We start from the raw sequence: 21,558 nt of genomic DNA, 5'->3' as shown, positions 1-21,558 counted from the left end.
CCTTAATATCCGGGCATCAAAGGCATAACTTTACCCTGTTTTTGATAATAGGCCGCTATTAAACCAAAGCTGCCCGTAAGCATCATATCGCCGAAAGGAGCCGCCAGATAAACCTTTTCCCCTGCTATCTTATACCGGTTGGGTCCTGTCACCACAATCTTCCCGGTAAAAGAATGGCGCCTGGCTTCGGGGTCCACATAGGCGCCATGGCCCCTGGCGTTAAATACCTCCTCGTGAGTCAGGGTGCCAGCCTGGAGTTTACGCACATATTCCATAACAGCCTGTCCGTCCAAAATCCGTGTATGGTGTTCAAAAAGGCCAAAAATCCTCTTTCCTTTAATGAGCACTCCCACGGTATGCTGGTTGCCGATATTGACAATGGTAATACCCGTCTCGGCTGCCGCAGCCACCTTCGGATCACATAAAGCTCCCCAGATGGCGGCCGAACCCGTATCCATCAGCAAGGCGCCGGGCAAATCCCTTTGCACTGCCCGCATTCTGGTAAAATGAAAGGGTATATCAAAATAGGCCAAATCTTCTAAGGCTCCTCCGCGTTCAATAAATTTTCTCCACTGCTGAAAACGAAACTCCCTGTTTGACTGGCCTATCGCTTCACCGTGGTCCTGGACTGCAACGGCAAATTTCTGCGGCAATTCTACATCAAAGCAAGCCAGCGCTTTTTGTAACGCTTCCAGATCTATGTCCCGCATGGCTATTTCCCTGACATGGGCCGGAGGATTGGCCGTTATTTCAACTCCCATCTCTTCAACCTTTTTCAGATCATCATTAATGGTCAAGGCAGCATCAGGTGTGGCATAAACGGCCAAGCCGGCATTTAAATGTCTGCGAATTGCGCCCACGCAAGCCCCGCCGCCCATCAGGTTGCCGTTTAAAAACACAGCTTCTCCCCTGGCAGTAGCTGCGCTGATTCTGTTGCCGACGATCACCGTCTGGGAGGGCAGTACCATCTTCACGCAGTTTTCTATGGGCTTACCTTCTTCGTAAAGCAGGATATCCTGCGTTCCTCCGCCAACATCTATAGCCAGAATAGCTTCCGCCAAATTTATTCCTCCTTTAATTCTTATCCTTCTTTTAGTCTTTTTTCTGAATCCTGCTGTTCTTTCAGTCTTTTTTCTCTGTTCACCCGCAGTTTCTCTTCCAGTTTCAGGTAGGCATCAGGGTCGTAGTTATCACTTTTCGGGCAAAACTCCGTGCTTTCCCGACACACAAAACAATTAGCACATTTGATTGTTTCCCTTTGCCCATTGCTATCTCGGTGAACACCCACTGTCTGTCATCTCCTTATTGCAACTCAGTATGTTCAAAACCTGGGCATTTATAAAGGCCAAATGACTCCCTTTCCATATGGCCCCGGGAATACATTTGACCTTCTCAAAAACCTTATGTGCGCACAACACTTCCGCAACTGTATTATTGCAAGAGCTGCCGTTCAGCAATAATACTGTAGGCTTTGCCTGCGGCGCCTTTAGCATAATAATCAAAGCCATGCATTCGCAATTCCGCAGTTAGCCTGTCAGCTTCATGGGCATCAGCGGCATCCAGTACCAGAGTTAATCCATCGTTGGGTCCCAGCCTGGCAATAGTGTCTTTCAGTTTATTGATACTCTGTTCACCCAAAGCCGGTCTCAAGTCCAGAGTAATATTCATAATCGGCCTCCTGTCGTTTTTATCTGTTAATATGCCCCACGACGGGCCGGATTATTACTCCGGAACCTTATTTTATTTAATACTACCTAATTTTTATTCAAACGGCATTTAGATGCCACCCGAATACCCAATCCTATGTTTCTTTATGCAGAGACGGTAAAGGTCAACGTATTCCCGGGCAGATTTATTCCATGAGAAATCGCTGTCGAGGGCTTTTCGCATAAGGCTCTTCCAGCTACCTCGGTCTGAATTATACAGATCCAAAGCGCGTAAAATAGCGGCATACATTTCCTCTGCGTTATAGGCTTGAAAAACAAAACCGTTACCGGCGCCCGTGTGCGGATCGTAATCGGTGACAGTATCGGCCAGCCCGCCTGTAGCCCTGACAATGGGAACGGTACCATACCTTAAGGCGATCAACTGGCCCAATCCGCAGGGTTCAAAACGGGAAGGCATCAGGAACATGTCGCTGCCGGCATATATTTGTTTGGCCAAAGCTTCGTTGAATCCTATGAACACCCCTACTTTCTCGGGGTATTTCCCGGCCATAGCCTGGAAGAAATCCTCGTATTTCCTGTCACCTGAACCTAATACTATTAACTGTATATTTTGAGTCATCAACCGGTCAAAAACTTCTGCAATCAGTTCAAGCCCCTTCTGGTCCACAAGCCGGGATACCAAGCCGATTACCGGGAAATCCACTTTCGGTAAGCGTAGTATATTCTGCACCGCGGTCTTATTTTCCTTCTTGGCTTCCAGGTTTCCCGAACGGTAACGAGCGGTGATAAAAGGGTCCTTTTCGGGGTCATACTCATTGTAGTCAATACCGTTAATTATTCCATATAAATCCTGTGCTCGCTTCCGCAGAATTCCTTCCATGCCTTCACCGTATTCCGGCGTCTGAATCTCCCGGGCATAGGTTTTGCTGACGGCATTGAGCAAATCGGCATATACAAGTCCGGCTTTGATAAAACTTATACTACCGTAGAATTCCAACCGTTCATGATGATAATAATACTCCGGCAGTCCCAACACATCCAAAGCATCCCGGGGAAAATTACCCTGGTAATGCAGGTTATGTATGGTCATAAGAGTAGCTATCCCTTTATAAAAGGGATTTTGGGCTGCCAATTCTGTTAATAATACACACACAGGCCCTGTCTGCCAGTCGTTGCAGTGAATAATATCAGGCTGAAAACCAATTGCCGGCAGCATGGCCAGGACCGCCCGGCAGAAAAACCCGAACCGGTCAGCTTCGTCGGCATACATGTAAAGATGTTGGCGGTCAAAGTAATGATAATTGTCTATAAAGTACACCGGCAACTGTCGGCCTAGGGTTGCCTCCCCCACATTCATAAAAGTCCTGCGTACGATAGCAGTCTCTTTGCGTCCCCTTATCAAAACGGGAAAGTCCGTCAAAGTTTCCATACTGCTTTTAATAACCTTGTATCTTGGCATGGCTATGCGGACATCATGGCCCATTTGGGCCAGCGCCCTGGGCAAAGACCCTGCCACATCGGCCAAACCGCCGGTTTTCGCATAGGGAGCAACTTCCGAAGAAACAAACAAAATTTTCAGGGACTCATGATCAGTCATCAGGTACCTCCGACATTATTTCTTCTTTCCCAAAAAATTTCTTCTTCCGTTGTCGTAGAGCCAGTCAACAAAAATAATTGAGAGACTTCAATTGTCACATTCTACCTCAATTCTGCAAAATCCTTTTCATAACAGCATTATATTTGGCGCGATTTGCAGTAGACCGCCAGGCAACAATTCACACACTGCGGGTTTCTTGCCTTACAAACTTTTCTGCCGTGATGAATGAGCCAGTGATGAGCCCGGGACCATTTGTCCCTGGGAATTGCCCGCATCAGGTCCGCTTCCGTTTTTAACGGAGTGCTGCTGTCAGCCAGGCCCAGCCTGTTGGCTACCCTGAAGACATGAGTATCCACGGCAATGGCATCCCGGGCAAAAGCGTTGCTTAGAACCACATTCGCCGTCTTGCGGCCTACTCCCGGCAAAGATATAAGCTCTTGCAGGGTATCCGGTACTTGGCCTTTGAATTCCGCCACCAGCTTTTTGCTTGCCGCCACCAGGTTCCTGGCCTTGTTATGATACAGACCGCAGCTTTTGATCAGCTCTTCCACCTCTTTTACCGGGGCCTTGCTCATCTTTTCCGGAGTGCCGAATTTGGCAAAGAGAGCAGGAGTCACTTTGTTTACCCGTTCGTCAGTGCACTGGGCGGACAAAACAGTGGCCACCAGCAGTTCAAAGGGGTTCCTGTAATTTAAAGCTGTTCCCGCATCGCCGTATTCTTTTTCCAATGCCTGTAATATCATTTGTACCCTGTCTGCAGCCATAAACCGCTACCTCCGGACGACGAATGACCTGTTATCGGTTCATCATAACAAGTACGATAATAATATGTTTTTGGTTTACAACACTTTGGCGAAAATTATGGTTTTATTTTCTTTACTCCTTTTGTTGCAGTTTTTGCAGGTTAAAAACCAGAAATAATAATCATTCGTTATAATTTTACGGCTCATCAGGAGACGGTCAAACTCCTTCAAGGCCTTTGGAACCAGGTGGCGCGGCCCGGTATATACCTTGGATATCATTCGGGTCGGCCCCATCGTGACAACGTTGGCATATTTTCCGTCCGGGGACACAATTTCAACCATGAGACTGCCCACCAGCATACCATCGTTAAAAACAATTAGCGGCGGGGCAACAGTCCGAAAACCCTTTTCCTCGATTTCTGCCATCACCCTAAAAATTTTAAGTTCGGGAGCAACGGGAAAATGCGAAATCATGGGTACCTTTACCTGGTAAAAAGTTTTGCCTGTCCAGTCATTTTCCTGCATATCCCAATTCATGAATTCTTCCTCGGTCATGCCGGGACAAAAGCATTTCATCATAACGGCACCTCACAGCATACTTTTATCTGAATTTCCAGGCTTCGTAAGCAGGCAACTGCAGTTTTCGTAAGGCCATGCCTACCCCCAGATTAATGCCAACCCCCACAGACCAGAACTTTAAAGCCACGTCCCTGGGTATGGACAGAATGACCAGCAATATAAATACTGTACCCAGCAAACTGTATTTCATTGTATTGATTCCCCGTTCCCGCTGGCCGAGATTGATCCAGTTGATGCCCGCCAGTAAACCGCCCAACAGAAAAGCCGGTAAAGAAACAACCGTAATTACAGTTGGATGAATGGGGCGCTTCCACAGCAAGATTCCTTCACCTGCCCAAAATATTTATGCTTATTATAACATAATTTGCACCAAAATTTGTACCAAATGGGCCAACAACAGGAAAAAAGACATGCTGTCAAGAATATTTGGGGTAACTTCCCCTAAAAAAAAAGACCCCACTGCAAGGTATTTTGCACAGGGTGTCTTTCCTCCCACACTCATATTGACATTGAAGAAAAAACTAGTGGCCAAAATCGTCTATTTTCCAATTTCCGCTCTCCTTAACAAGTATAAATTTAAAATGATCTTGCACAACTTTAGCCTTGTTCTTTAATTTAAACTCAAAATCAACTTTGTAACCCTTTATATCTTCTTCTTTTTTATTCTTGCCTCTACCAAAGGTCATGTATTCATATACCACGGATTTATCCGGTACTATTTGTGATATGTTGATAAATTCATATTCATCTTCTCCCAACGATGCATTTTGAGCCATTTTACGTCTCTCAGTTGAATATAAGCTCTTTAGCCTGTCTAAATCATGAGTTTTGACTGCTTGGAAATAATCAGTGATTGCCCTTTTGCATTGTTCATCGTCATTTTTATACTGTTTATTGTACTGTTCAATGGAAGAATTGGTACCAATGCACTCACTGATAAGAAGCAAAAATATAAGCCCTAAAATCGCTGTTTTTTTCATAGTCTCTACTGTCATGTTTTAATAGTATCCGGCAATTTTAAAATATACCTTCGAATCAGTATATTTCGTATGACATTTTACGACATTTTTTGAACATCGGCGCTGGCTATCGGTAGAAGGTTGAGCAATTTCTTTAATTATAATTGCATTTTGAATTTTGTTTTATTTGTGGTAAAATGGTTTCGAGTTCTACTTAAACCAATAATTGTCAGGAGGGCGCCATGATTGACAGAGATTTGATTGACCGGATCAATTACCTGGCCTGGAAAAAGAAGCACGAAGGCCTGACAGCAGAAGAAGCGGAAGAACAAAAAAAATTGAGGGACATCTACCTGCGGAACATACGGCAGCAGGTCAAGGCATCTCTGGATGCACTGAAACAGGCCCAGCAGGGACAGCATAAAAACAAGGAGCACGGCCATGGGTGCAATTGCCACCACTGTAAAAATTAAATGAGGCTGGCAGATAAGCACAGCCTCAATTATCTTTCACAACCTTATTCTTCCTTAATTGCTGCCGTCGGGCAACCCTCTACTGCCTCGTGAGCCAAAGATTCTTGATCGGCAGGTACTTCCTCTATTTTGGCAACTGCCTTGTCGTCATCACCCCATTCAAATACATCGGGGCAGATACTGATGCACTGTCCGCAACTGACGCAAAGGTCTTCGTATACTTTTACCTTCAAAGTGTTACCCCCTTTTATGTTTTAATGTATCCCATAGAATTTTTCCCATCATTAATGTTGCCCCAATAAGCGTTAATTATTCCTGTGCATGGTTTTCCCAATATCGTGCAGCAACTTTCTGGCGCCCGGCATGATAACTGCTGACATGACACGTCTGGAGAATTCCGGACCAAGTAGCCGCTTGCCGCCATATTTAACTACGAATGACTCTTCTTCGGGGATAAACTCCACTTGCTCAGTTTCGGGCATACCCTCCAGGACGCCCCTGACGCGGGCCACTCAGCCTCCGCACAGGAGCCCGTAAACTTTTAGCTTACAGCGGTTAAATCCGTCAGCGGATTGGTCCCAGAGGATTTCGACCCGGGGATTAACCCATATATTGTGCAATCCGGGGCCTTTTTTCATAATAGTGTACACCTCTCATTATATTTTGCCCCGGCTAAGGTTCCGTATATTCACGTAACAAGCCGCATCTCAATTTTAATCTTAATTCAAGTCTCAACCCTCCAGGTGGCTCCTGGATTCCTTTAGCATTTCCCTTATCGGCAGGTTGTAGGGGCACTTCTCTTCACAAAGGCCACATTCGACACAATCGGAAGCCTTTTTGGCCAACGGTCTGTATCTGTCTACAGCCCAATCCTGCAGTCCGTATCTGGTCCAGTAACCCTCCAGGAGAAAAATCATAGGAATATCAATGCCCTGGGGGCACGGTTGGCAGTATTCGCAGCGCCGGCAAAAACGCTCTCCCAATTGCCGCACTTCCCGGTTTAAGGTTTCCTGCTCTTCCTCCGTCAAAGGTAATATTTGCTGTCCAAGGGCAGCATTTTCGGCCACCTGATCCAGTTTGTCCACGCCTGGTATAATGGTCGAAACAGGCGAATTTAGAAGAAACTTAATGGCCAGGGCCGCGTTTTTAAAAGCCCCGCCGGCCAAGGGTTTCATGGCAATCATCCCAATATTCATTTCCAGGGCAAGGGGGATGAGGGCTTTTTCCGCTTCCCTTTCTACAGGGTTATATGGGAACTGGACTGTATCGAATTCCCCTGTTTTCAGTGCTTCCACCAGGATTTCCGGAATGTGCCCGGTAATCCCAATGTAATTGATCTCGCCCCGGGCCCTGGCTTCTTTTAAAGCGGCCAGCGCCCCATCAGGCCCCTGGACCTTTTGCAGAGTTTCCCTATCCTTAACATTATGTAACTGGTACAGGTCAATGGTACCGACACCTAAATTTTTCAAGCTCAGTTCAATATCCCTGGCCATGGTCTCTTTGTCTCTGGCCATAGACTTAGTAGCGATGATGGGTCTTTTGGTGCCCCGAAAACCGACACCGAACTTTACTTCACTATCGGTGTACGCCCTGGCAGTATCAAAAAAATTAATGCCTTTTTCCAATGCGGTTTTCAGTATCGCTGTCGCTTCTTCCCCGGCAACCCGTTGGATGGGAATCCCCCCCAGTCCAATTACCGATACCTTTAAGCCAGTTCTGCCAAGAGTTCTTTTTTCCACAATCAATACCTCCTAATGTAACAGTTTATTGCCATCAATATAAACAATTATTGTAGTATGAAGTTATTTTACCCTGGAAAAAGAAAACTTTTACGTTCAAAAACTAATCCTTCTCTAGCAAATTACCCCACTAATATTTTCTGGGGCTTTTCCAAAAGCTAAGAAATAAGAAAAAAGATATGATACAAGCTTTGGAAGGAGGTGTTGTTGTTGTTGCAGAAAGAGCAAAAATTCATGGACAAACAAAGAGCGCCAAGGTTAAAAGACGCCAAAAACAACAAAAGCGTGATGGAGCCGGTTGAAAACACAGGTTTTACAGCAGCGGCAGACCGCATCACCCCTTATGACCCCGATGAACTAAAAAAAAGGAAAGAGCTATAGCGTCCTGCATATTTAGGTTGCCAAACCGGGGAAATAAGACCTTTCCCGTGACTTTAAGGTAGGTGGCGTATTCACCGGCAGGATACACCACCTATTCAACATTTTTTCTATTCTACTTTTATTTCCGTATCATTGATAATCCAATGGACAGCTTTAACCACGTAAAAAATGGCTATAGCATAATAAATCAAGAAGAAATAAGGAAACTGCGGGTACACCAATTTGACCAATGCTTCCAACAGCAGCGGCAAAGTCAATGCGTATATGCCAACGTTCCAGGCCTGGCCAAACTGCAAAGGGCCCTTTTGGGCGTTGTTGACAAACATACCGATCATGGCAAGGAATACTCCGCTTAGCAGTTTTCCCACCAGGCTAACGATATAACCTACAATGCCGATGATAATGATCAACCATTTCAAAGAAGGCAAAAAGGCCAAAACTTTATCTTTGGTGAGGGTTATTTCTTTATAATCCTTTAAATTTATCTGTCTGACCTGGTACTGCTGCTTAAGATAAATCTTAGTCTTGGTAATAAACACGCCATCGCTGTATTTATCCAGAACATCCTCTCTGGTGGCTCCCGTTGTATCAACCACCAGGACGGAATTGTTTTCTCCTTCCAGGTAATAAGGCTGCTTAGCATTGAATCGGAATTCACCGTCTGCCAGCTTAAAATCCGGCACCTTTTTTTTAAAATCACTGATAAACTGCTGTAAATCACTGTTTAACCCAATTGCGCTTTTGATGCCTGTGATAATAAAAAGGATACTGAATAAAACCAGCAAATACTTGATGGTTTTTGATGTTTTTTGGAAAGCTACTTCTCTGTAAAAAGTCCAATCTATAATACTGCCTTTAAACTGTTCTATAAAACCCAACTCAGCGTACCTCCTTAAACAGGTTATCGGCTTCCGCCACATTTACCAGTTTATCCCAGAGCCAGGGAGCGGCTTTTTTAACATTAACCGGTTTGCCATGTTCGTTTAGAAAAGCATGGGTTGTCCCGCCATGGGCAATAAGCTGACCATCCGTATTAACGATGTCATAATCGAAACCAATACGGGCGCCGGAAAGTTTGTTTACTCGCGTGTTAATAATCAATTCATCGTCGTACCGGGCCGATGTTTTATACTGGCAGTGGGCCTCCACCACCGGCAGATAGATTTTATTGGCCTCCAGTACAGTATAAGGCAGCCCAAAGTCACGGAACAATTCAGTCCGACCTACTTCAAACCACACAAAATACTTCCCGTGGTATACCATCCCCATTTGGTCTGTTTCTTCATATCGTACCCTGACCTTGACTTCTCCCACCATATTTCCTCCTAAGTAATGTGAATTATTTTACCGTTTCTGTTAATGTCTATTAATATTTGCCCTTTCCCTTGCCATTTCCTGCTTTAAAAATACCTGCGCCGGGCGCGTTAGCCGCCGCTTATTTCATTTACTGAAAAAACGCTGTAGGTAAAAACCGAAATTCCAGTGCTCGAAAAAGGCTTCCGCGGCCATTTTACCTGATTCGTAAAGCTGGCGCATCTTTTCCTTACTTATATCGAAATCAGTGGCATGAATCCCGAGGGTAGGAATGGATATAGTCTTGGCTGAAGAGCGTTCCTCCAGGTAATAGGCATCGTGGGCTTCCAACATGGTGGAAACCAGGGCTGCTAGAAAAGATACCGGTCCTTCAATGTTTCGCGGCCTGCCCTCATTTGGTCCCACAAGCCGGAAACCAAAAGTAGGCAATTTCGGACGGGCCCCCTCGGACTCAAAGAGCCATAAGGGAAAATTGCTTAAAACCCCCCCGTCGACGAAATAACTTTCTCTGAGCACACATCTTTCATCATGGTATTTGATTACCACCGGCGCGAAATAAAAGGGAATGGTACTGCTCATGCGCACAGCCCTGGCTACAGAAAATTCGTCGGGATTTATGCCGTAAAACTTTAGGTCCCTGGGCAACACCACCATCCTACCCCGGGAAATATCCGATGTAATTACCTGTAATTTATACTTATAACGGTCATCCCTTTCCTTTGAATTAATTAAATCGCCAAAAGAACGAATACCCCTGGCGGCAAGTTTTTCCTTCACCCAGTCTTCAATAAACTTCCCCTGGTAAATTCCCATCCTGGTTATCACATTATAAATGGGACCGCCGACAGGTGGAATTTTCCCCGCAGGGAAGGAATCCTTTAATTGCTTATAATTTATAGAAAACAACATATCTTTAATTTCCGACGCGGAATAGCCTGCCGCTACCAAAGCGCCGATAATTGCCCCGGCAGAGGTCCCGGCGACGTTTTCCCATTCGTAATAACGTTCAGCCACTTCCAGGGCACCGGCAATGCCAAGGCCTTTTACTCCCCCGCCTTCAAAAACAGCGTAGGCTTTTTTCTTTTTTTTCAATTTATCAAAAAAGCCCATCCGTCAACCCTCCTCAATTTATAATATTAAAAGGGCCGACGGATGTACCTAATTCCCTGCGCAGATTTCTTCCACAGCCTTGCGAATATTCTCCATGTGCATTTTTACCAAAACACCGGTAATTTTTTCGCCACGGAATGACATTTCTTTTAGAACTTCCAGAATTTCCTTTAAAGTTATGCCGCGAGTACAATAATCCGTAACCCTGGCCAGGATTTCTTCCAAGTAGTCCTTATCGCTGTCAATACGGAACAGGATTTCTTGTCGACCGGCTGCAAAATCTCCGTGGCCGGGTATAACCATTTCGATTTCCAGTTCATCAACCAGCTTTTTTGTCTTTTCCAACGTATCTATATAAGACCGAAAACTATGGTATACAAACGGAAACTCAAGATCGGAAAGATAATCACCCGCTACCAGTATTCTCTTAGACCTGCTGATTAAAAATATACTTTCCGCTGTATGTCCGGGGGCATGAACGACTAAAAGTTCATCCTTTGCCAGGGGTATGCGCATTCCGTCTTCCAGGTAATTGTCTATTTCCGGGAAAACAAATTTTTTATCCCTGGATACGTAGTAAGTTTCATCAAGTTCGTTGAGCTGAATCAACTGAGCCTCCCGGTCTACTGTCCGGAACGCCGAATGTCCCAACAATTTAAACCCGTTAAAGTACTGATGCCCCACAATATGGTCAAAATCAGCATGGGTGAAAATGACATACTTGTTAAAGGCTTTGCTATTCATCGCCTGGCTGGCAATAATCCGGATCTCGCTTGGGAAATAGGTCGGGTCAATCACAACTGCAACTGCTTCATTCCGGTAGACCACACTGTTAGTCTGCCACATGCTGCTTTGAAAGACAAAAAAATCTTTATCTATCCTGAACAACTACAACACTCCGCTCCATTTTTCTTTTCCATTTGTTTCTTATATGTACAAAAAATTCCTACTTTATACAGGCGCTTTTTTCCCACTGCACAACCATTATATTTTACTGGTATCGTAATGTAGTAAAACATAATCTTTCTGTACGGGGCGCCATTTGGTAATTCCGCCGGATACCATGGCTTCTTCCCAGAACTGCCCGCACTTTGGGCAAATAAACAGGTATTTGAAATCCCGCTTATGTACAGATACAATATGCCAATCATCTCTAACGGTCCCACAGGCGCAGTCGCAATTGTCCCATTCCCCGGAAGTTTCCACCAATTGGGGAGGGATAATAAATTTGTCTTTTTTGGCAATTCTCCACTTGAGAGCAAACATGAGCCAAAGAGTACCAAAAGTAATTAATGCCAGCGATTTAATCGTCCTGACCACCGCCCTCCGGATACCGGTTTTTGTATCTATATCATATTTTCGACCGTTGAACCCAAATCCCTTTTTCTTACGCAAAAAGGAGAGGATAATCCTCTCCATTCAGGCAACGTTTGTTTCACCGGGCAACGGCTCCTATTTTTCTTTCTCCCCTCCTACGGCAGGATAGGGAGGGTTCTCCGCCTACCGTTTGGGAGCGACTGCGCCCGCAAGCCCGCTGCCGGGCAGGCAGGGAGTTCCCGCATGCCCGAAGATGGCGAAAATACCGTTTTGAGGCTTTACTACTGCATTTACTCTGCAGGATATCAAAAAACCGCTGCACATTAAAGTGATGAGTTGCGACTTAGTGGAGGGCGGATAGACAGTGTTTACGACAGTGAGGGCTTGAAATTGCCGTTTCCGACACGGACGTCGGAAACCCGGCCATTGAGTCACGGATGACGATTTGGCCGGGTTCGGCAATTTCAAACGAACGGAGTTTACACTGTCTCCGCCCGTAACTTTTAAGCAACGTTTACTTTATGTGCAGCGGTTTTTCCGCCGAAACTGCAATATAAGCCATCGAGTTCGGGAACGCTGCCTGAACGGCAAGGGCTTGCAGCACCAAGCTCCCGGGTAGCGGAGACACCCTCCTACCCTGCCGCCATTCTCCAGCATAAAGCTCCGTGGTAACGGAGAGCCCACCCACCCCTTCAATAGACTGACTTGGAAATATTGGAGCGGAGAAACTTTGTCTTCAATCAGAAAGGAGAGGATTACCCTCTCCTTCCTTTTTTAACCTTCCGGATCAAAATAATAACCCACACCCCAGATAGTTTTGATAAACTGGGGTTTATAAGGATCCCCCTGAATTTTTTTACGAAGCCTGGTCACATGGACACATACCCTCGATGCATCCATGGTGGAACGTTCCTTCCATATGTTTTCCATAATTTCATATCTGGAAAATACTTCGTAAGGGTGACTGGCCAGGAAATTTAGAATTTCAAATTCCTTGAATGTTAACTGAATTTCTGTTCCGTCAATAGTTACGGTACGAAGTACCCTATTCAGACTGATTTCCGGAGTTTTACCATGCTTGTTTCTTGGCATTGCCAAAACCATTGTTGTCCACCTCCTATAAAATATAATAAATTAGAACCCTTACGAAATCGTTTCGCAATTATTACAAATAAATTAATTTTCAAGATTATTACTTTTTCTTAACGTTAACAATAGATACTACTGCTCTGCTTCAAATTTATAACCAATACCCCAAATAGTTTTAATAAATTCAGGATCGGCAGGGTCATTTTCAATTTTCTCACGCAGTCTCCGAATATGAACTGTTACCGTATTCTCATCACCGTAGTAACTGCTGTCCCATATTTTCTCCAGCAACTGCATTCTGGAAAATACCTGGTTGGGGTAAGAAGCCAGAAGCCACAGTAAATCGAATTCCTTAACTGTCAGGTTGACATTTCGCCCATAGACCCTGACCTGCCTGGTTCGCTGGTTTATTTCTATATCTTTGTAGGTGAGAATTCCATCATTGGCAGCTTCTTTACAACCCTTGCTCCTTCTTAATACGGCCCTGATTCTAAGCACAAGTTCGGTAGGGCTGAAAGGCTTGGTCTGGTAATCATCTATCCCTAATTTAAACCCGACTATTTTGTCAACTTCATCATCTTTTGCTGATAAAACAATGATCGGTATGTCTGACCGGCTTTTTATTCTTCTGCACACTTCAAACCCGTCAATATCGGGCAGCATCAAGTCCAGTAAAACCAAATCCGGCGATACTTTGGCTGCCAATTCCACTGCCTCCATGCCGTTTTGCGCCGTAATAACCTGGAATCTCTCTTTTTTCAGAGTATGTTCAAGGATCTTCAAAATTTTAGGTTCATCATCAACAACCAAAACTTTATGATTATTCACTTTTCTCTCCCCCAATCAATGGAATGGAAAAGTAAAAGGTGCTTCCCTGACCCAGTATACTTTCCACTTTTACCTGACCGCCGTGCATTTCTACTATATGCTTGACCAGAGCCAGCCCCAGCCCGGTACCCTGGTATAGCGGCTCAGGCCTGTTATTAACCTGCCGAAACTTTTCAAAAATCAGCTCCAGGTTTTCACTGGAAATCCCCACTCCGTTATCGGATACACTTACAATTACCTGGTCCCGCCGGTCATTCATCCTGGCCCGTAACTCAATACGTCCATCCTCAGGAGTAAATTTGTGGGCGTTGCTCAGCAGGTTAGTCAAAACTTGCATCATTTTCGGCGGATCGACGTAGACAGGCGGTATGTTATCCTCCACATCTATGATAACCTGCTGTTTTTTTAATTTAAAGATGGGTTCGGTTTTCCGAAGAACACTGCTACAAAGGTCTGATATGCTTACCGCCTCACGGTGCACCTCAAATTTTCCGGCTTCAATTTTCGCCAGGTCCAAAAGATTATTTATATAATTGAGCAGTTGCTGACTGCTCTCGTTTATCTCGTTAATATAATCACGCTGCCTATTGTTTAAAGGGCCCGTTTCTTCGTCCAATAAAAGCTCTGTAAAAGCAATGATAGCGGTCAAAGGGGTTCTTAATTCGTGACTTGTATTGGCCAGAAACTCATTTTTCAACCTGTTCGCTTTTTCTAACTGCAGATTTATTTCGGCCATCTGGCGTTTCTGATTATGGAGCACGGTATTGGTCTGATAAAGCCTCACCACGGACAATATAAATAAGGCCCGCATAATGTAAGCAAATTCAAAAATTTTGTAAACATGGCCCAGGACGTTGTATGTATCATAGGCAGAGGCGTATAAAGTAAAAGCCGCTTCACTAAATATCCCGAAAATCAGGGCCGCCTGCAGGTAATAATCGGCCGAATACTTCCTACCCAGTCTTATTAGATGGTAAAGGGCTATGCCTTTTAAAACAATTACCAGATAATCCAGAAATACCTTCAGCCAGGTCTGGCCTTCTCCCGGTATAAACATGGCCGGGTATTTGGGATGATAGTACCCTATACTGATTATAATTACTAATGTAAAGACCGCCGCCCCGGCCAGAAAATAGCCGGGATTAAGTTTGCTTTTACGTATGGGGTTTATAACTACAGCGGTTAGTAAACCAAGAGATTCAACTGACCTGGACAGCACCCAGTAGAGAGTTGATTTATTTAACGAATTTTCCGTGAGGAAATTCGGCATGCCATGATAAGAAAGCGTATGGGCAACATCGATTAGGCCCACCATAAAAAATGTCAGGCATAATACCAGCTCCCGCAAGCTCCTGGTTTGTTTAAAATCATACCAGGCGGCAACAAAAACAGTGCAGCTTACGACCACGCTAAACAACATAAGAACTATGTGCAGGGTCAGAAAGACGCTCTGGTCCATGTCAAAGTAAAATATCCTGGGTAACCAACCTACTATCAGAATTCCGGCCACTAATACGAAAACTAAAATCAATAGCCAATCCTGCCTCAATTTGGGCGGGCTTAAGTAATTTGGCGGGTTTTCATCTTTTACAGCCATCATATTGGCCTCCGGTAACTTTATTACGCAAAGATTACTAGTAGTAATTATACTTTTCTTTCAAATTTTCCTTCTTTTCGAGGTTATTTGACAATGTAAAAACATGCCATTTTTTTGCAGCCATTAAATGCTGACTTATGGGCAACATTATTAATGTAACGTCAACCTTATCACTGGAAAAATATTTTTGAAATTTACAGCCATAACAAGCTAAAAATCAGGGAGGAAAAGAAGTGAAAAAAGAAAAGAAAATTTATAATAGTGGCGCTAACGGCCAAAAGCCCAAACCATACCGGTTAGAATACAAAGAAACTTTTGTGGAGCCTGTTGGCGCCGGTAAGCCAAAGAAAAAGTAATCGTGCCCGGCAGCCGGCGTCTAATCAATGATTACACTGAAATGAGTGTAATGAGGATGCTTAGAGAAAAAAATGATAAACTTGCCGGCTGCCAGGCACTAACCACTAAAGCTTTGGAAAAAGAGGTTTTTCATAAACCAGGTAATCATGTAGTTTTTCAAAAAAGAGCCCCATAAAAAACCAAACCGGAGCATAGTCAAGCCTGATCAGGCCGTCAATAGCATACCGGTTTGTATATGTCCAGGGGGCCACCCCGAATATACTGCGGAGAAACCAACCGGACAAGTATTCCGCAGCAAAGATAATGGCAGTCCAGAATACCCCCCGGATCAACCACGGCCAATTCCTGATCCGGTCATGCACAAATTCCAGAAATACGCCCGAACCATAAATCAGGAACATCCACAGGGAACTGTAAGTCTTTAACCGCCAGTCGCCTGCCAATAGCGCGCCCATACCTGTCCAGAAAAACTCCATAACCAATCCGATTGTCCCGTAAATAATAAACCTTTTCCACATAAACATAGTGTTACCCGATGCAGGGAACACTATGTCCTGTCCTTTATGGTAATGGTAGGCAGCCTGCAAATCATGCCCCTTCCACCATTTCTGACTTTAATATGGCACTAATTACTCAGCCCGGGCAAAAACGGCGCCGAATAGAATCCGGCCAATAACCCCAAAAATGCAATAACAGCTATTACCAAAAGATATTTGAGCATTCTTTTTAATATCCTTTTTAACAAAATAGAACCTCCTTACCGGTTTTAATTTTTGTCTGTTATTCCCCTATAATTTTAACGACCACCCGTTTTCTTCGGCGTCCGTCAAACTCCGCGTAGTAGATTTCCTGCCACGGTCCTAAATCCAATCTGCCGTTTGTTACCGGCACAATCACCTGGTGGTGCACCAAAATACTCTTTAAATGGGCATCACCATTATCTTCACCGGTTCGGTGGTGCAGGTAATCGGGACCAAATGGAGCTATTTCCTCTAACATGTTATCTATATCCTGAATTATCCCTTCTTCGGCATCGTTAACATAAACACCGGCCGTAATATGCATAGCGGAAACCAGTGCCATCCCTTCCCGGATGCCGCTGCGGCCGAGGATCTCCTTAACCTTTCCGGTGATGTTAATATACTCCCTGCGTTTAGTGGTATTAAACTCCAGATATTCCGTATGAGATTTCATCTTGTTTCCTCCTCCCGATATATTCTTTGTCTCAACTTCGCATTTTATTTTTGCCATTTTAAAAATCATTTGCAGCGCCCTGTAATGGTAAACAACACTAAATGGCAACTTTTGTTTCATAACAGTGCGAAAGTTGAATTCTTTGTTTTTAAAGGTACTACGTGTGGCAGGTATTTCCTCCTTCATATTAAACAAACTATATGGAAAAAGCTTATATTATGCTATAATATACCAAGCAACAAACCTACAGAGAAAAGGAGTTTTGGCTATGGGAATTTCCAATAAGATTGAAGAAAACCTGAAAAGAGCCTCCTGGATCAGGGCCATGTTTGAAGAGGGTGAACGTTTAAGAAAAATATATGGCCCGGAAAAAGTCTATGATTTTACGCTGGGTAACCCCAATGTAGAACCGCCTGCCGTCTTCAAGGAAGAATTAAAAAGGCTGGCCGACAACCCCATACCCGGGATGCACCGTTACATGAGTAACGCTGGCTATCCTGAAGTCAGAAAAGCTGTTGCCGATGTCCTGGCAGAAGAATCGGGCCTGCCCGTTAATGAAAACCATGTGGTTATGACCGTTGGCGCTGGCGGGGCTTTAAACGTGGTTTTAAAAACTCTCCTGGATCCCGGCGATGAAGTAATTATCCTGAGTCCCTATTTTGTCGAATACAAGTTTTATGTTGATAACCATGGAGGGGTATGTAAAGAGGTTTCTACCCTGGAAAACTTCCAAATCGATACCGAGGCCATAGCCCAGGCTGTCACGGCAAAAACGAAAGCTATAATCATCAATTCCCCTAACAACCCCACCGGAGTTGTTTATCCGGAAGAATCCCTGTCGGCGCTGGATCAAGTCCTCAGCGCGAAAGAAGAAGAATTGGGCACTGATATTTACGTGATTTCCGATGAACCATATGCCAAAATCTGTTACGATGGCATTAAGGAGCCAAACGTCTTTAAATACATCAGGAAAAGTATTATTGTAACTTCACACAGTAAAGACCTGGCCTTACCCGGCGAAAGGATCGGTTACCTGGCAGTGAGCCCGAAGGTGCCGAAGGTTGACCTGGTTATGGAAGGAATGACTTTTGCTAACCGTATCCTGGGGTTTGTCAACGCACCGGCCCTGATGCAGCGACTGGTTACTAAACTGCAAAGGGAAAGGGTAGATATCGCCGATTATGAGGAAAAAAGAAATATCCTCTACGAAAATCTCACTGCTCTCGGCTTTGAAATGGTCAAACCGCAGGGCGCATTTTACCTTTTTCCCAAATCACCCATACCCGATGACATTGCTTTTATAAAGGCAGCCCAGAAACATAACATTCTCCTCGTGCCCGGAAGCGGTTTCGGAAAACCGGGGTATTTCCGCATTTCTTACTGCATTGACAAACAAATTATCCTGAATTCTCTACCTGCCTTTAAACAGTTAGCCGCAGAATTTAGTCTGGGATAATGTAAAGGACCTGCATTACCGGCAGTTGCATACCGGCAATGCAGGTCCTTTCTTTTAACGGTTAGCCTTTTTCTGCTGCCAGAATTTCTGGCTTTTTTGCCAGATTTCTTTCTTTGTCGGTTCGGGCGGCCACAGGTCGGCTATATTCTGTCGGCGCATGGCTGCTGTCAAATTTTCAAAAACCTGCGGGTGCTCTTTGACCAGGGATTTGATGAGTTGCTTAGTGGTTTCCCGTTTCGTCTTCTTATCCCTCGGACAACCCCCGGGAATGGGTTCAAAGCCGATAAAACGCAAAGCTCCTTTGATCTCCTTTTCCCTTAAATAAACCAATGGTTTAATTAAGGCGAGGCCGCTGCGGTCCCACTGCGTCTTCGGCAGAAAAGTCCTTATCTGCCCGGAAAAAAGCTGGCTCATCAAAAATGTCTCCACTGCATCATCCAGGTGATGGGCAAAAGCTACCTTATTAAACCCTTCCGCCCGGGCACAGGCGCTGATTATACCTTTTCTGAAAAATGCACAGGCAGCGCAGGGGTTTGGCTGTGAGGGAGAAAAGGCAATTTCGGCAATTTGGGTCTTTTCGAAAAAGAACGGTACATCCAGCCGGCGGCAAAAATCTTCCAGGGGCTGTCGGTCGAATTTGTCGTTAAAACCCAGGTCTATGGTAATAGCTCCAATATCAAACTTGAACGGAAAATGCCGGCGTAGCACTCCCAGTGCATAAACTAAAAAAGCGCTGTCCTTGCCCCCCGATAAACCGATTAATATTCTGTCGTTCGGTTCAATAAGTTCAAATTCTATTATCGCCCGCATCAATTTCCTGACATAGCTTTTCGGTAAAGTTTCCCTCATTGTTGTCCATCCTTTTGCTTGTCTTTATACTGCAATCTGTAAACTACTCCCTGCGCCACAGCTACGGTATCCCCTGTTTCGTCCCGGATCATGATACTGTAAATTCCCGTTCTGTTGGTCAGGCTGTCCTCCCTGGCCTCAGCCGTCAGAATTGTTCCTTCTTTCGTTGCTTTGGCATAACTGATATTCATATTTAAACCCAGGGCTATTTTGTCATGGGTATTGGCGGCCACGGCAAAAGCCAAATCCGCGATGGCAAACACCACAGCCCCATGGGTGATGCCCGCCCCGTTCAGCATATCCCTGGTCACCTTAAGCCTTGTTTTACCGTAACCTGCAGAGGCTTCCACTATTTCTATGCCCAGGCTCCGGGCAAAAAAGTCTTTCTTAAATTTTTCTTTTATTTTTTCCAGCATACTTTACCACCCCCTACTTCGTCCCTTTTTTATTCGCTTTCTTTTTCGAAATTCCTTTATCCGGCACTCCGTTAATTTTTAACTCAACTCGCGCAGTTCAATTAGCAGTTGTTACTTTTAAAACAATTCCTTAAAGTTAAAAAACGAGCTGCCTATGCGCCCGTTTTAATTAAAATATCATAAAACATTTGGCCTAATTTTATATTTATTTTACCCGTACCGGCGTCAGGTAACCATTTATATAAATCATGCTTAAAATTGACTGCAGGTATTCCAAAATTCTCCTGTGATGATTTTCCAGCAGTGCTGCTGAAGCCCTTATTTTCAGCAGTTGTTCGGGTTGCAAACCAGCCAAGGACTTTTTGAGCTCATTTGAATCAATACTTGGTGAAGGAACACTGATAGCTGCCCAAGATAGCCTCTTTAAGACTTCTTCTACCGATGTGCTGCCAGCCCGTATATCATCCTCCTGCACGAAAGGATTTGCTGAATTCCAAATTCCTTCCCTCGAACTTCCCTTTGCCAAAACGTATCAACTCCATTTTCTGTTTTCCTTCCTCCAGGTAACCCTTTACCCGAAACAACATAATTGCCCACTGTGAAATTCCTAGTAAATTATAACATAACTGCCCCATTTTCACAACATATTTTCGGAATATTTGGAATTATGTGTTTTCCTCGGCAATTGCAGCAATGCTGGCAAATTTATGTGTTTAAAAACTTGCGCATTTTAACCCTTTTAGCACTTCGTTCCCTTTTTGCATATTGTAATTAAAAAGCTATTTCTATGCAGGAGGGATATATTCATGTATCACTACGGTCATATATGGCCTGCCTACCCTTACCGCGACGACGTCTATATGCCTGTCATCAGATACGGTCAAGCGTATGTTCCATACCAGAGGTACAGATGTTTCTTCCCTTTACCGGAGGGATTTCACAAGGGCACAATCTTTCAGGAACTGTACGACCCTTACCAAAGAAAACCCTGGTAACCGAAAGGAGGCGCAGTTATGCATAGATACGACAAAAGAAGGGTCCAAATGCTGGAAGAAATTATGATGGTAGAGTTTGCCACTATTGAACTTGGTTTATTCCTGGATACACACCCCTATGATATGAGAGCCTTGAAAGACTACAACCGTTACACCTGCATGCTGCAGAAACTGAAGGCAGAATATGAACAGCTTTACGGTCCTTTAGCCCTGCATGGGACTGCCCCAACCCAATTCCCCTGGAAATGGGTGGAAGAACCATGGCCGTGGGAAATTGAATATTAATCTAGAAGGAGGTATTAAATATTAATGTGGATATATGAACGAAAACTGGAGTACCCTATTCGCGTCAGGAAACCTGACCCCAGAATGGCCAAGGCTATAATAACCCAGTACGGCGGGCCCGACGGCGAACTTTCCGCTTCCCTCCGATACCTGACCCAAAGGTACAGCATGCCCACCAGAAAAGCCCAGGCCGTTCTTACCGACATAGGTACCGAAGAACTGGCCCATATGGAAATGGTGGCCACCATGGTATACAAGCTGCTCCGGGATGCTCCGTTAAAAGAAATAAAAGCGGCCGGTCTGGATACCTACTATGCTGACCATGACCGCGCCCTTTTCTATATAGACGCGGCCGGCAACCCATGGTCAGCCAAGTATATACAGTCCAAAGGCGACCCGGTGGCCGACCTGCAGGAAGACCTGGCTGCCGAAGCAAAGGCCAGAGCTACTTATGAACACCTGATCAATCTTACCGATGACCCGTGCCTGCGCGACGGGCTGCGCTTCCTGAGGGAAAGGGAAGTTGTCCACTTCCAGCGTTTCGGCGAAGCCCTGGATGATGTGCATATGTGGATGCACAAGAAGAAGTGTTAATAAAACCGGTAAAACAATA

At 44.7% G+C, this 21,558-nt stretch carries 31 protein-coding genes; 7 read left to right on the top strand and 24 right to left on the bottom strand.

The features are described from left to right. Positions 1 to 2: 2 nt before the first annotated feature. From ACSNJE_RS05320 to ACSNJE_RS05285, 8 genes are all read right to left on the bottom strand, one after another. Positions 3 to 1,061 carry a DUF1786 domain-containing protein gene (locus ACSNJE_RS05320; RefSeq protein WP_495252155.1) on the bottom strand — a complete coding sequence of 353 codons (1,059 nt, stop codon included), beginning with the start codon at positions 1,059 to 1,061 and terminating at the stop codon, positions 3 to 5. 20 nt (positions 1,062 to 1,081) lie between these two features. Further along, a complete protein-coding gene (locus tag ACSNJE_RS05315) occupies positions 1,082 to 1,288 on the bottom strand; it encodes a hypothetical protein (protein WP_495252154.1) in 207 nt (68 codons plus the stop codon). 143 nt (positions 1,289 to 1,431) lie between these two features. Further along, positions 1,432 to 1,668 carry a hypothetical protein gene (locus ACSNJE_RS05310; RefSeq protein ID WP_474774271.1) on the bottom strand — a complete coding sequence of 79 codons (237 nt, stop codon included), beginning with the start codon at positions 1,666 to 1,668 and terminating at the stop codon, positions 1,432 to 1,434. 108 nt (positions 1,669 to 1,776) lie between these two features. Continuing rightward, the gene (gene glgA, locus ACSNJE_RS05305; RefSeq protein WP_474774272.1) at positions 1,777 to 3,264 is read right to left on the bottom strand and encodes a glycogen synthase GlgA; all 1,488 of its coding nucleotides are present in this window, start codon (positions 3,262 to 3,264) and stop codon (positions 1,777 to 1,779) included. A gap of 137 nt (positions 3,265 to 3,401) precedes the next feature. Continuing rightward, positions 3,402 to 4,028, bottom strand: a complete 627-nt coding sequence (gene nth, locus ACSNJE_RS05300) for an endonuclease III (protein WP_013121206.1) — start codon at positions 4,026 to 4,028, stop codon at positions 3,402 to 3,404. Between the two features lie 75 nt (positions 4,029 to 4,103). After that, positions 4,104 to 4,586 (bottom strand): hydrolase, encoded by a 483-nt coding sequence (locus tag ACSNJE_RS05295; RefSeq protein WP_474774273.1) that lies wholly within the window; start codon positions 4,584 to 4,586, stop codon positions 4,104 to 4,106. A gap of 22 nt (positions 4,587 to 4,608) precedes the next feature. Then, positions 4,609 to 4,905 carry a hypothetical protein gene (locus ACSNJE_RS05290; protein ID WP_013121208.1) on the bottom strand — a complete coding sequence of 99 codons (297 nt, stop codon included), beginning with the start codon at positions 4,903 to 4,905 and terminating at the stop codon, positions 4,609 to 4,611. 202 nt (positions 4,906 to 5,107) lie between these two features. Further along, a complete protein-coding gene (locus ACSNJE_RS05285; RefSeq protein WP_495252153.1) occupies positions 5,108 to 5,581 on the bottom strand; it encodes a DUF4829 domain-containing protein in 474 nt (157 codons plus the stop codon). A 206-nt stretch (positions 5,582 to 5,787) separates the two neighbouring features. Here ACSNJE_RS05285 and ACSNJE_RS05280 point away from each other — a divergent pair, with 206 nt between their 5' ends. Next, positions 5,788 to 6,018: a DUF896 domain-containing protein gene (locus ACSNJE_RS05280; RefSeq protein WP_474774274.1), complete on the top strand. Its 231-nt coding sequence runs from the start codon at positions 5,788 to 5,790 to the stop codon at positions 6,016 to 6,018. A gap of 44 nt (positions 6,019 to 6,062) precedes the next feature. On the opposite strand, the gene ACSNJE_RS05275 is transcribed toward ACSNJE_RS05280, so the two are convergent. The 3 genes from ACSNJE_RS05275 to ACSNJE_RS05265 form a co-directional block, all read right to left on the bottom strand. Then, positions 6,063 to 6,251, bottom strand: a complete 189-nt coding sequence (locus ACSNJE_RS05275) for a ferredoxin (protein ID WP_013121211.1) — start codon at positions 6,249 to 6,251, stop codon at positions 6,063 to 6,065. A 72-nt stretch (positions 6,252 to 6,323) separates the two neighbouring features. Further along, positions 6,324 to 6,530, bottom strand: coding sequence for a hypothetical protein (locus tag ACSNJE_RS05270; RefSeq protein WP_013121212.1), 207 nt, complete (start codon positions 6,528 to 6,530; stop codon positions 6,324 to 6,326). A gap of 219 nt (positions 6,531 to 6,749) precedes the next feature. After that, positions 6,750 to 7,757 carry an aldo/keto reductase gene (locus ACSNJE_RS05265; protein WP_013121213.1) on the bottom strand — a complete coding sequence of 336 codons (1,008 nt, stop codon included), beginning with the start codon at positions 7,755 to 7,757 and terminating at the stop codon, positions 6,750 to 6,752. 210 nt (positions 7,758 to 7,967) lie between these two features. On the opposite strand from ACSNJE_RS05265, the gene ACSNJE_RS05260 reads away from it, so the two are divergent. After that, positions 7,968 to 8,138, top strand: coding sequence for a hypothetical protein (locus tag ACSNJE_RS05260; RefSeq protein ID WP_495252152.1), 171 nt, complete (start codon positions 7,968 to 7,970; stop codon positions 8,136 to 8,138). 107 nt (positions 8,139 to 8,245) lie between these two features. On the opposite strand, the gene ACSNJE_RS05255 is transcribed toward ACSNJE_RS05260, so the two are convergent. The 8 genes from ACSNJE_RS05255 to ACSNJE_RS05220 form a co-directional block, all read right to left on the bottom strand. Beyond that, entirely contained in the window at positions 8,246 to 9,016 is a 771-nt protein-coding gene (locus tag ACSNJE_RS05255; RefSeq protein WP_052218825.1) for a DUF1189 domain-containing protein, read from the bottom strand. Position 9,017: 1 nt separating this feature from the next. Further along, positions 9,018 to 9,455 (bottom strand): acyl-CoA thioesterase, encoded by a 438-nt coding sequence (locus ACSNJE_RS05250; RefSeq protein WP_461570367.1) that lies wholly within the window; start codon positions 9,453 to 9,455, stop codon positions 9,018 to 9,020. A 123-nt stretch (positions 9,456 to 9,578) separates the two neighbouring features. Beyond that, on the bottom strand, positions 9,579 to 10,562 hold the full coding sequence (locus tag ACSNJE_RS05245) for a patatin-like phospholipase family protein (protein WP_052218823.1): 984 nt from the start codon (positions 10,560 to 10,562) through the stop codon (positions 9,579 to 9,581). Positions 10,563 to 10,610: 48 nt separating this feature from the next. Continuing rightward, positions 10,611 to 11,450: an MBL fold metallo-hydrolase gene (locus ACSNJE_RS05240; protein WP_474774278.1), complete on the bottom strand. Its 840-nt coding sequence runs from the start codon at positions 11,448 to 11,450 to the stop codon at positions 10,611 to 10,613. A 96-nt stretch (positions 11,451 to 11,546) separates the two neighbouring features. Next, positions 11,547 to 11,957: a hypothetical protein gene (locus ACSNJE_RS05235; RefSeq protein ID WP_052218821.1), complete on the bottom strand. Its 411-nt coding sequence runs from the start codon at positions 11,955 to 11,957 to the stop codon at positions 11,547 to 11,549. A gap of 696 nt (positions 11,958 to 12,653) precedes the next feature. Next, entirely contained in the window at positions 12,654 to 12,983 is a 330-nt protein-coding gene (locus tag ACSNJE_RS05230) for a winged helix-turn-helix domain-containing protein (protein ID WP_049771657.1), read from the bottom strand. Between the two features lie 117 nt (positions 12,984 to 13,100). Beyond that, a complete protein-coding gene (locus ACSNJE_RS05225; protein ID WP_013121220.1) occupies positions 13,101 to 13,796 on the bottom strand; it encodes a response regulator transcription factor in 696 nt (231 codons plus the stop codon). After that, positions 13,789 to 15,393 (bottom strand): sensor histidine kinase, encoded by a 1,605-nt coding sequence (locus ACSNJE_RS05220; RefSeq protein ID WP_495252151.1) that lies wholly within the window; start codon positions 15,391 to 15,393, stop codon positions 13,789 to 13,791. The genes ACSNJE_RS05225 and ACSNJE_RS05220 overlap by 8 nt, the downstream gene beginning before the upstream one ends. A 233-nt stretch (positions 15,394 to 15,626) precedes the next feature. Between ACSNJE_RS05220 and ACSNJE_RS05215 the strand changes: the two genes are divergently transcribed. Then, positions 15,627 to 15,749, top strand: a complete 123-nt coding sequence (locus tag ACSNJE_RS05215; RefSeq protein ID WP_282432078.1) for a hypothetical protein — start codon at positions 15,627 to 15,629, stop codon at positions 15,747 to 15,749. 105 nt (positions 15,750 to 15,854) lie between these two features. Here ACSNJE_RS05215 and ACSNJE_RS05210 read toward each other — a convergent pair whose 3' ends face one another. Together ACSNJE_RS05210 and ACSNJE_RS05205 are read right to left on the bottom strand one after the other, a co-directional pair. Beyond that, positions 15,855 to 16,337, bottom strand: a complete 483-nt coding sequence (locus ACSNJE_RS05210; protein ID WP_083436986.1) for a putative ABC transporter permease — start codon at positions 16,335 to 16,337, stop codon at positions 15,855 to 15,857. 193 nt (positions 16,338 to 16,530) lie between these two features. Continuing rightward, entirely contained in the window at positions 16,531 to 16,944 is a 414-nt protein-coding gene (locus tag ACSNJE_RS05205) for a secondary thiamine-phosphate synthase enzyme YjbQ (protein ID WP_013121223.1), read from the bottom strand. Between the two features lie 268 nt (positions 16,945 to 17,212). Here ACSNJE_RS05205 and ACSNJE_RS05200 point away from each other — a divergent pair, with 268 nt between their 5' ends. Next, positions 17,213 to 18,400 carry a pyridoxal phosphate-dependent aminotransferase gene (locus tag ACSNJE_RS05200; RefSeq protein ID WP_495252150.1) on the top strand — a complete coding sequence of 396 codons (1,188 nt, stop codon included), beginning with the start codon at positions 17,213 to 17,215 and terminating at the stop codon, positions 18,398 to 18,400. Between the two features lie 54 nt (positions 18,401 to 18,454). Here ACSNJE_RS05200 and ACSNJE_RS05195 read toward each other — a convergent pair whose 3' ends face one another. The 3 genes from ACSNJE_RS05195 to ACSNJE_RS05185 all read right to left on the bottom strand — a co-directional run bounded on the left by ACSNJE_RS05195 (position 18,455) and on the right by ACSNJE_RS05185 (position 20,191). Next, positions 18,455 to 19,249, bottom strand: coding sequence for a tRNA 2-thiocytidine biosynthesis TtcA family protein (locus tag ACSNJE_RS05195; RefSeq protein WP_495252149.1), 795 nt, complete (start codon positions 19,247 to 19,249; stop codon positions 18,455 to 18,457). Further along, positions 19,246 to 19,665 carry a PaaI family thioesterase gene (locus tag ACSNJE_RS05190; protein ID WP_474658937.1) on the bottom strand — a complete coding sequence of 140 codons (420 nt, stop codon included), beginning with the start codon at positions 19,663 to 19,665 and terminating at the stop codon, positions 19,246 to 19,248. The genes ACSNJE_RS05195 and ACSNJE_RS05190 overlap by 4 nt, the downstream gene beginning before the upstream one ends. A gap of 205 nt (positions 19,666 to 19,870) precedes the next feature. Further along, positions 19,871 to 20,191, bottom strand: a complete 321-nt coding sequence (locus ACSNJE_RS05185) for a hypothetical protein (protein WP_495252148.1) — start codon at positions 20,189 to 20,191, stop codon at positions 19,871 to 19,873. Between the two features lie 280 nt (positions 20,192 to 20,471). Between ACSNJE_RS05185 and ACSNJE_RS05180 the strand changes: the two genes are divergently transcribed. Genes ACSNJE_RS05180 through ACSNJE_RS05170 form a run of 3 tightly spaced genes read left to right on the top strand, consistent with a single transcriptional unit; the run spans position 20,472 to position 21,539 of the window. Then, positions 20,472 to 20,660 (top strand): spore coat associated protein CotJA, encoded by a 189-nt coding sequence (locus ACSNJE_RS05180; protein ID WP_052219150.1) that lies wholly within the window; start codon positions 20,472 to 20,474, stop codon positions 20,658 to 20,660. Positions 20,661 to 20,678: 18 nt separating this feature from the next. Then, positions 20,679 to 20,945: a spore coat protein CotJB gene (locus ACSNJE_RS05175; protein ID WP_013121229.1), complete on the top strand. Its 267-nt coding sequence runs from the start codon at positions 20,679 to 20,681 to the stop codon at positions 20,943 to 20,945. Between the two features lie 24 nt (positions 20,946 to 20,969). Further along, positions 20,970 to 21,539, top strand: coding sequence for a manganese catalase family protein (locus tag ACSNJE_RS05170; protein ID WP_013121230.1), 570 nt, complete (start codon positions 20,970 to 20,972; stop codon positions 21,537 to 21,539). Positions 21,540 to 21,558 lie beyond the last annotated feature (19 nt).

It is taken from the genome of Thermincola sp. GK-1 (assembly GCF_059412445.1).
Note: the sequence above shows the minus strand (reverse complement) of the source record. Positions and strands in the feature narration are given on the sequence as shown.

Coding starts and splice junctions, on each gene's coding strand:
- ACSNJE_RS05285 (WP_495252153.1), bottom strand. CDS start 5,581: ATGACAGTAGAGACTATGAAAAAAACAGCGATTTTAGGGCTTATATTT.
- ACSNJE_RS05310 (WP_474774271.1), bottom strand. CDS start 1,668: ATGAATATTACTCTGGACTTGAGACCGGCTTTGGGTGAACAGAGTATC.
- ACSNJE_RS05205 (WP_013121223.1), bottom strand. CDS start 16,944: ATGAAATCTCATACGGAATATCTGGAGTTTAATACCACTAAACGCAGG.
- ACSNJE_RS05170 (WP_013121230.1), top strand. CDS start 20,970: ATGTGGATATATGAACGAAAACTGGAGTACCCTATTCGCGTCAGGAAA.
- ACSNJE_RS05250 (WP_461570367.1), bottom strand. CDS start 9,455: ATGGTGGGAGAAGTCAAGGTCAGGGTACGATATGAAGAAACAGACCAA.
- nth (WP_013121206.1), bottom strand. CDS start 4,028: ATGGCTGCAGACAGGGTACAAATGATATTACAGGCATTGGAAAAAGAA.
- ACSNJE_RS05200 (WP_495252150.1), top strand. CDS start 17,213: ATGGGAATTTCCAATAAGATTGAAGAAAACCTGAAAAGAGCCTCCTGG.
- glgA (WP_474774272.1), bottom strand. CDS start 3,264: ATGACTGATCATGAGTCCCTGAAAATTTTGTTTGTTTCTTCGGAAGTT.
- ACSNJE_RS05190 (WP_474658937.1), bottom strand. CDS start 19,665: ATGCTGGAAAAAATAAAAGAAAAATTTAAGAAAGACTTTTTTGCCCGG.
- ACSNJE_RS05245 (WP_052218823.1), bottom strand. CDS start 10,562: ATGGGCTTTTTTGATAAATTGAAAAAAAAGAAAAAAGCCTACGCTGTT.
- ACSNJE_RS05220 (WP_495252151.1), bottom strand. CDS start 15,393: ATGGCTGTAAAAGATGAAAACCCGCCAAATTACTTAAGCCCGCCCAAA.
- ACSNJE_RS05195 (WP_495252149.1), bottom strand. CDS start 19,249: ATGAGGGAAACTTTACCGAAAAGCTATGTCAGGAAATTGATGCGGGCG.
- ACSNJE_RS05175 (WP_013121229.1), top strand. CDS start 20,679: ATGCATAGATACGACAAAAGAAGGGTCCAAATGCTGGAAGAAATTATG.
- ACSNJE_RS05280 (WP_474774274.1), top strand. CDS start 5,788: ATGATTGACAGAGATTTGATTGACCGGATCAATTACCTGGCCTGGAAA.
- ACSNJE_RS05295 (WP_474774273.1), bottom strand. CDS start 4,586: ATGATGAAATGCTTTTGTCCCGGCATGACCGAGGAAGAATTCATGAAT.
- ACSNJE_RS05180 (WP_052219150.1), top strand. CDS start 20,472: ATGTATCACTACGGTCATATATGGCCTGCCTACCCTTACCGCGACGAC.
- ACSNJE_RS05230 (WP_049771657.1), bottom strand. CDS start 12,983: ATGGTTTTGGCAATGCCAAGAAACAAGCATGGTAAAACTCCGGAAATC.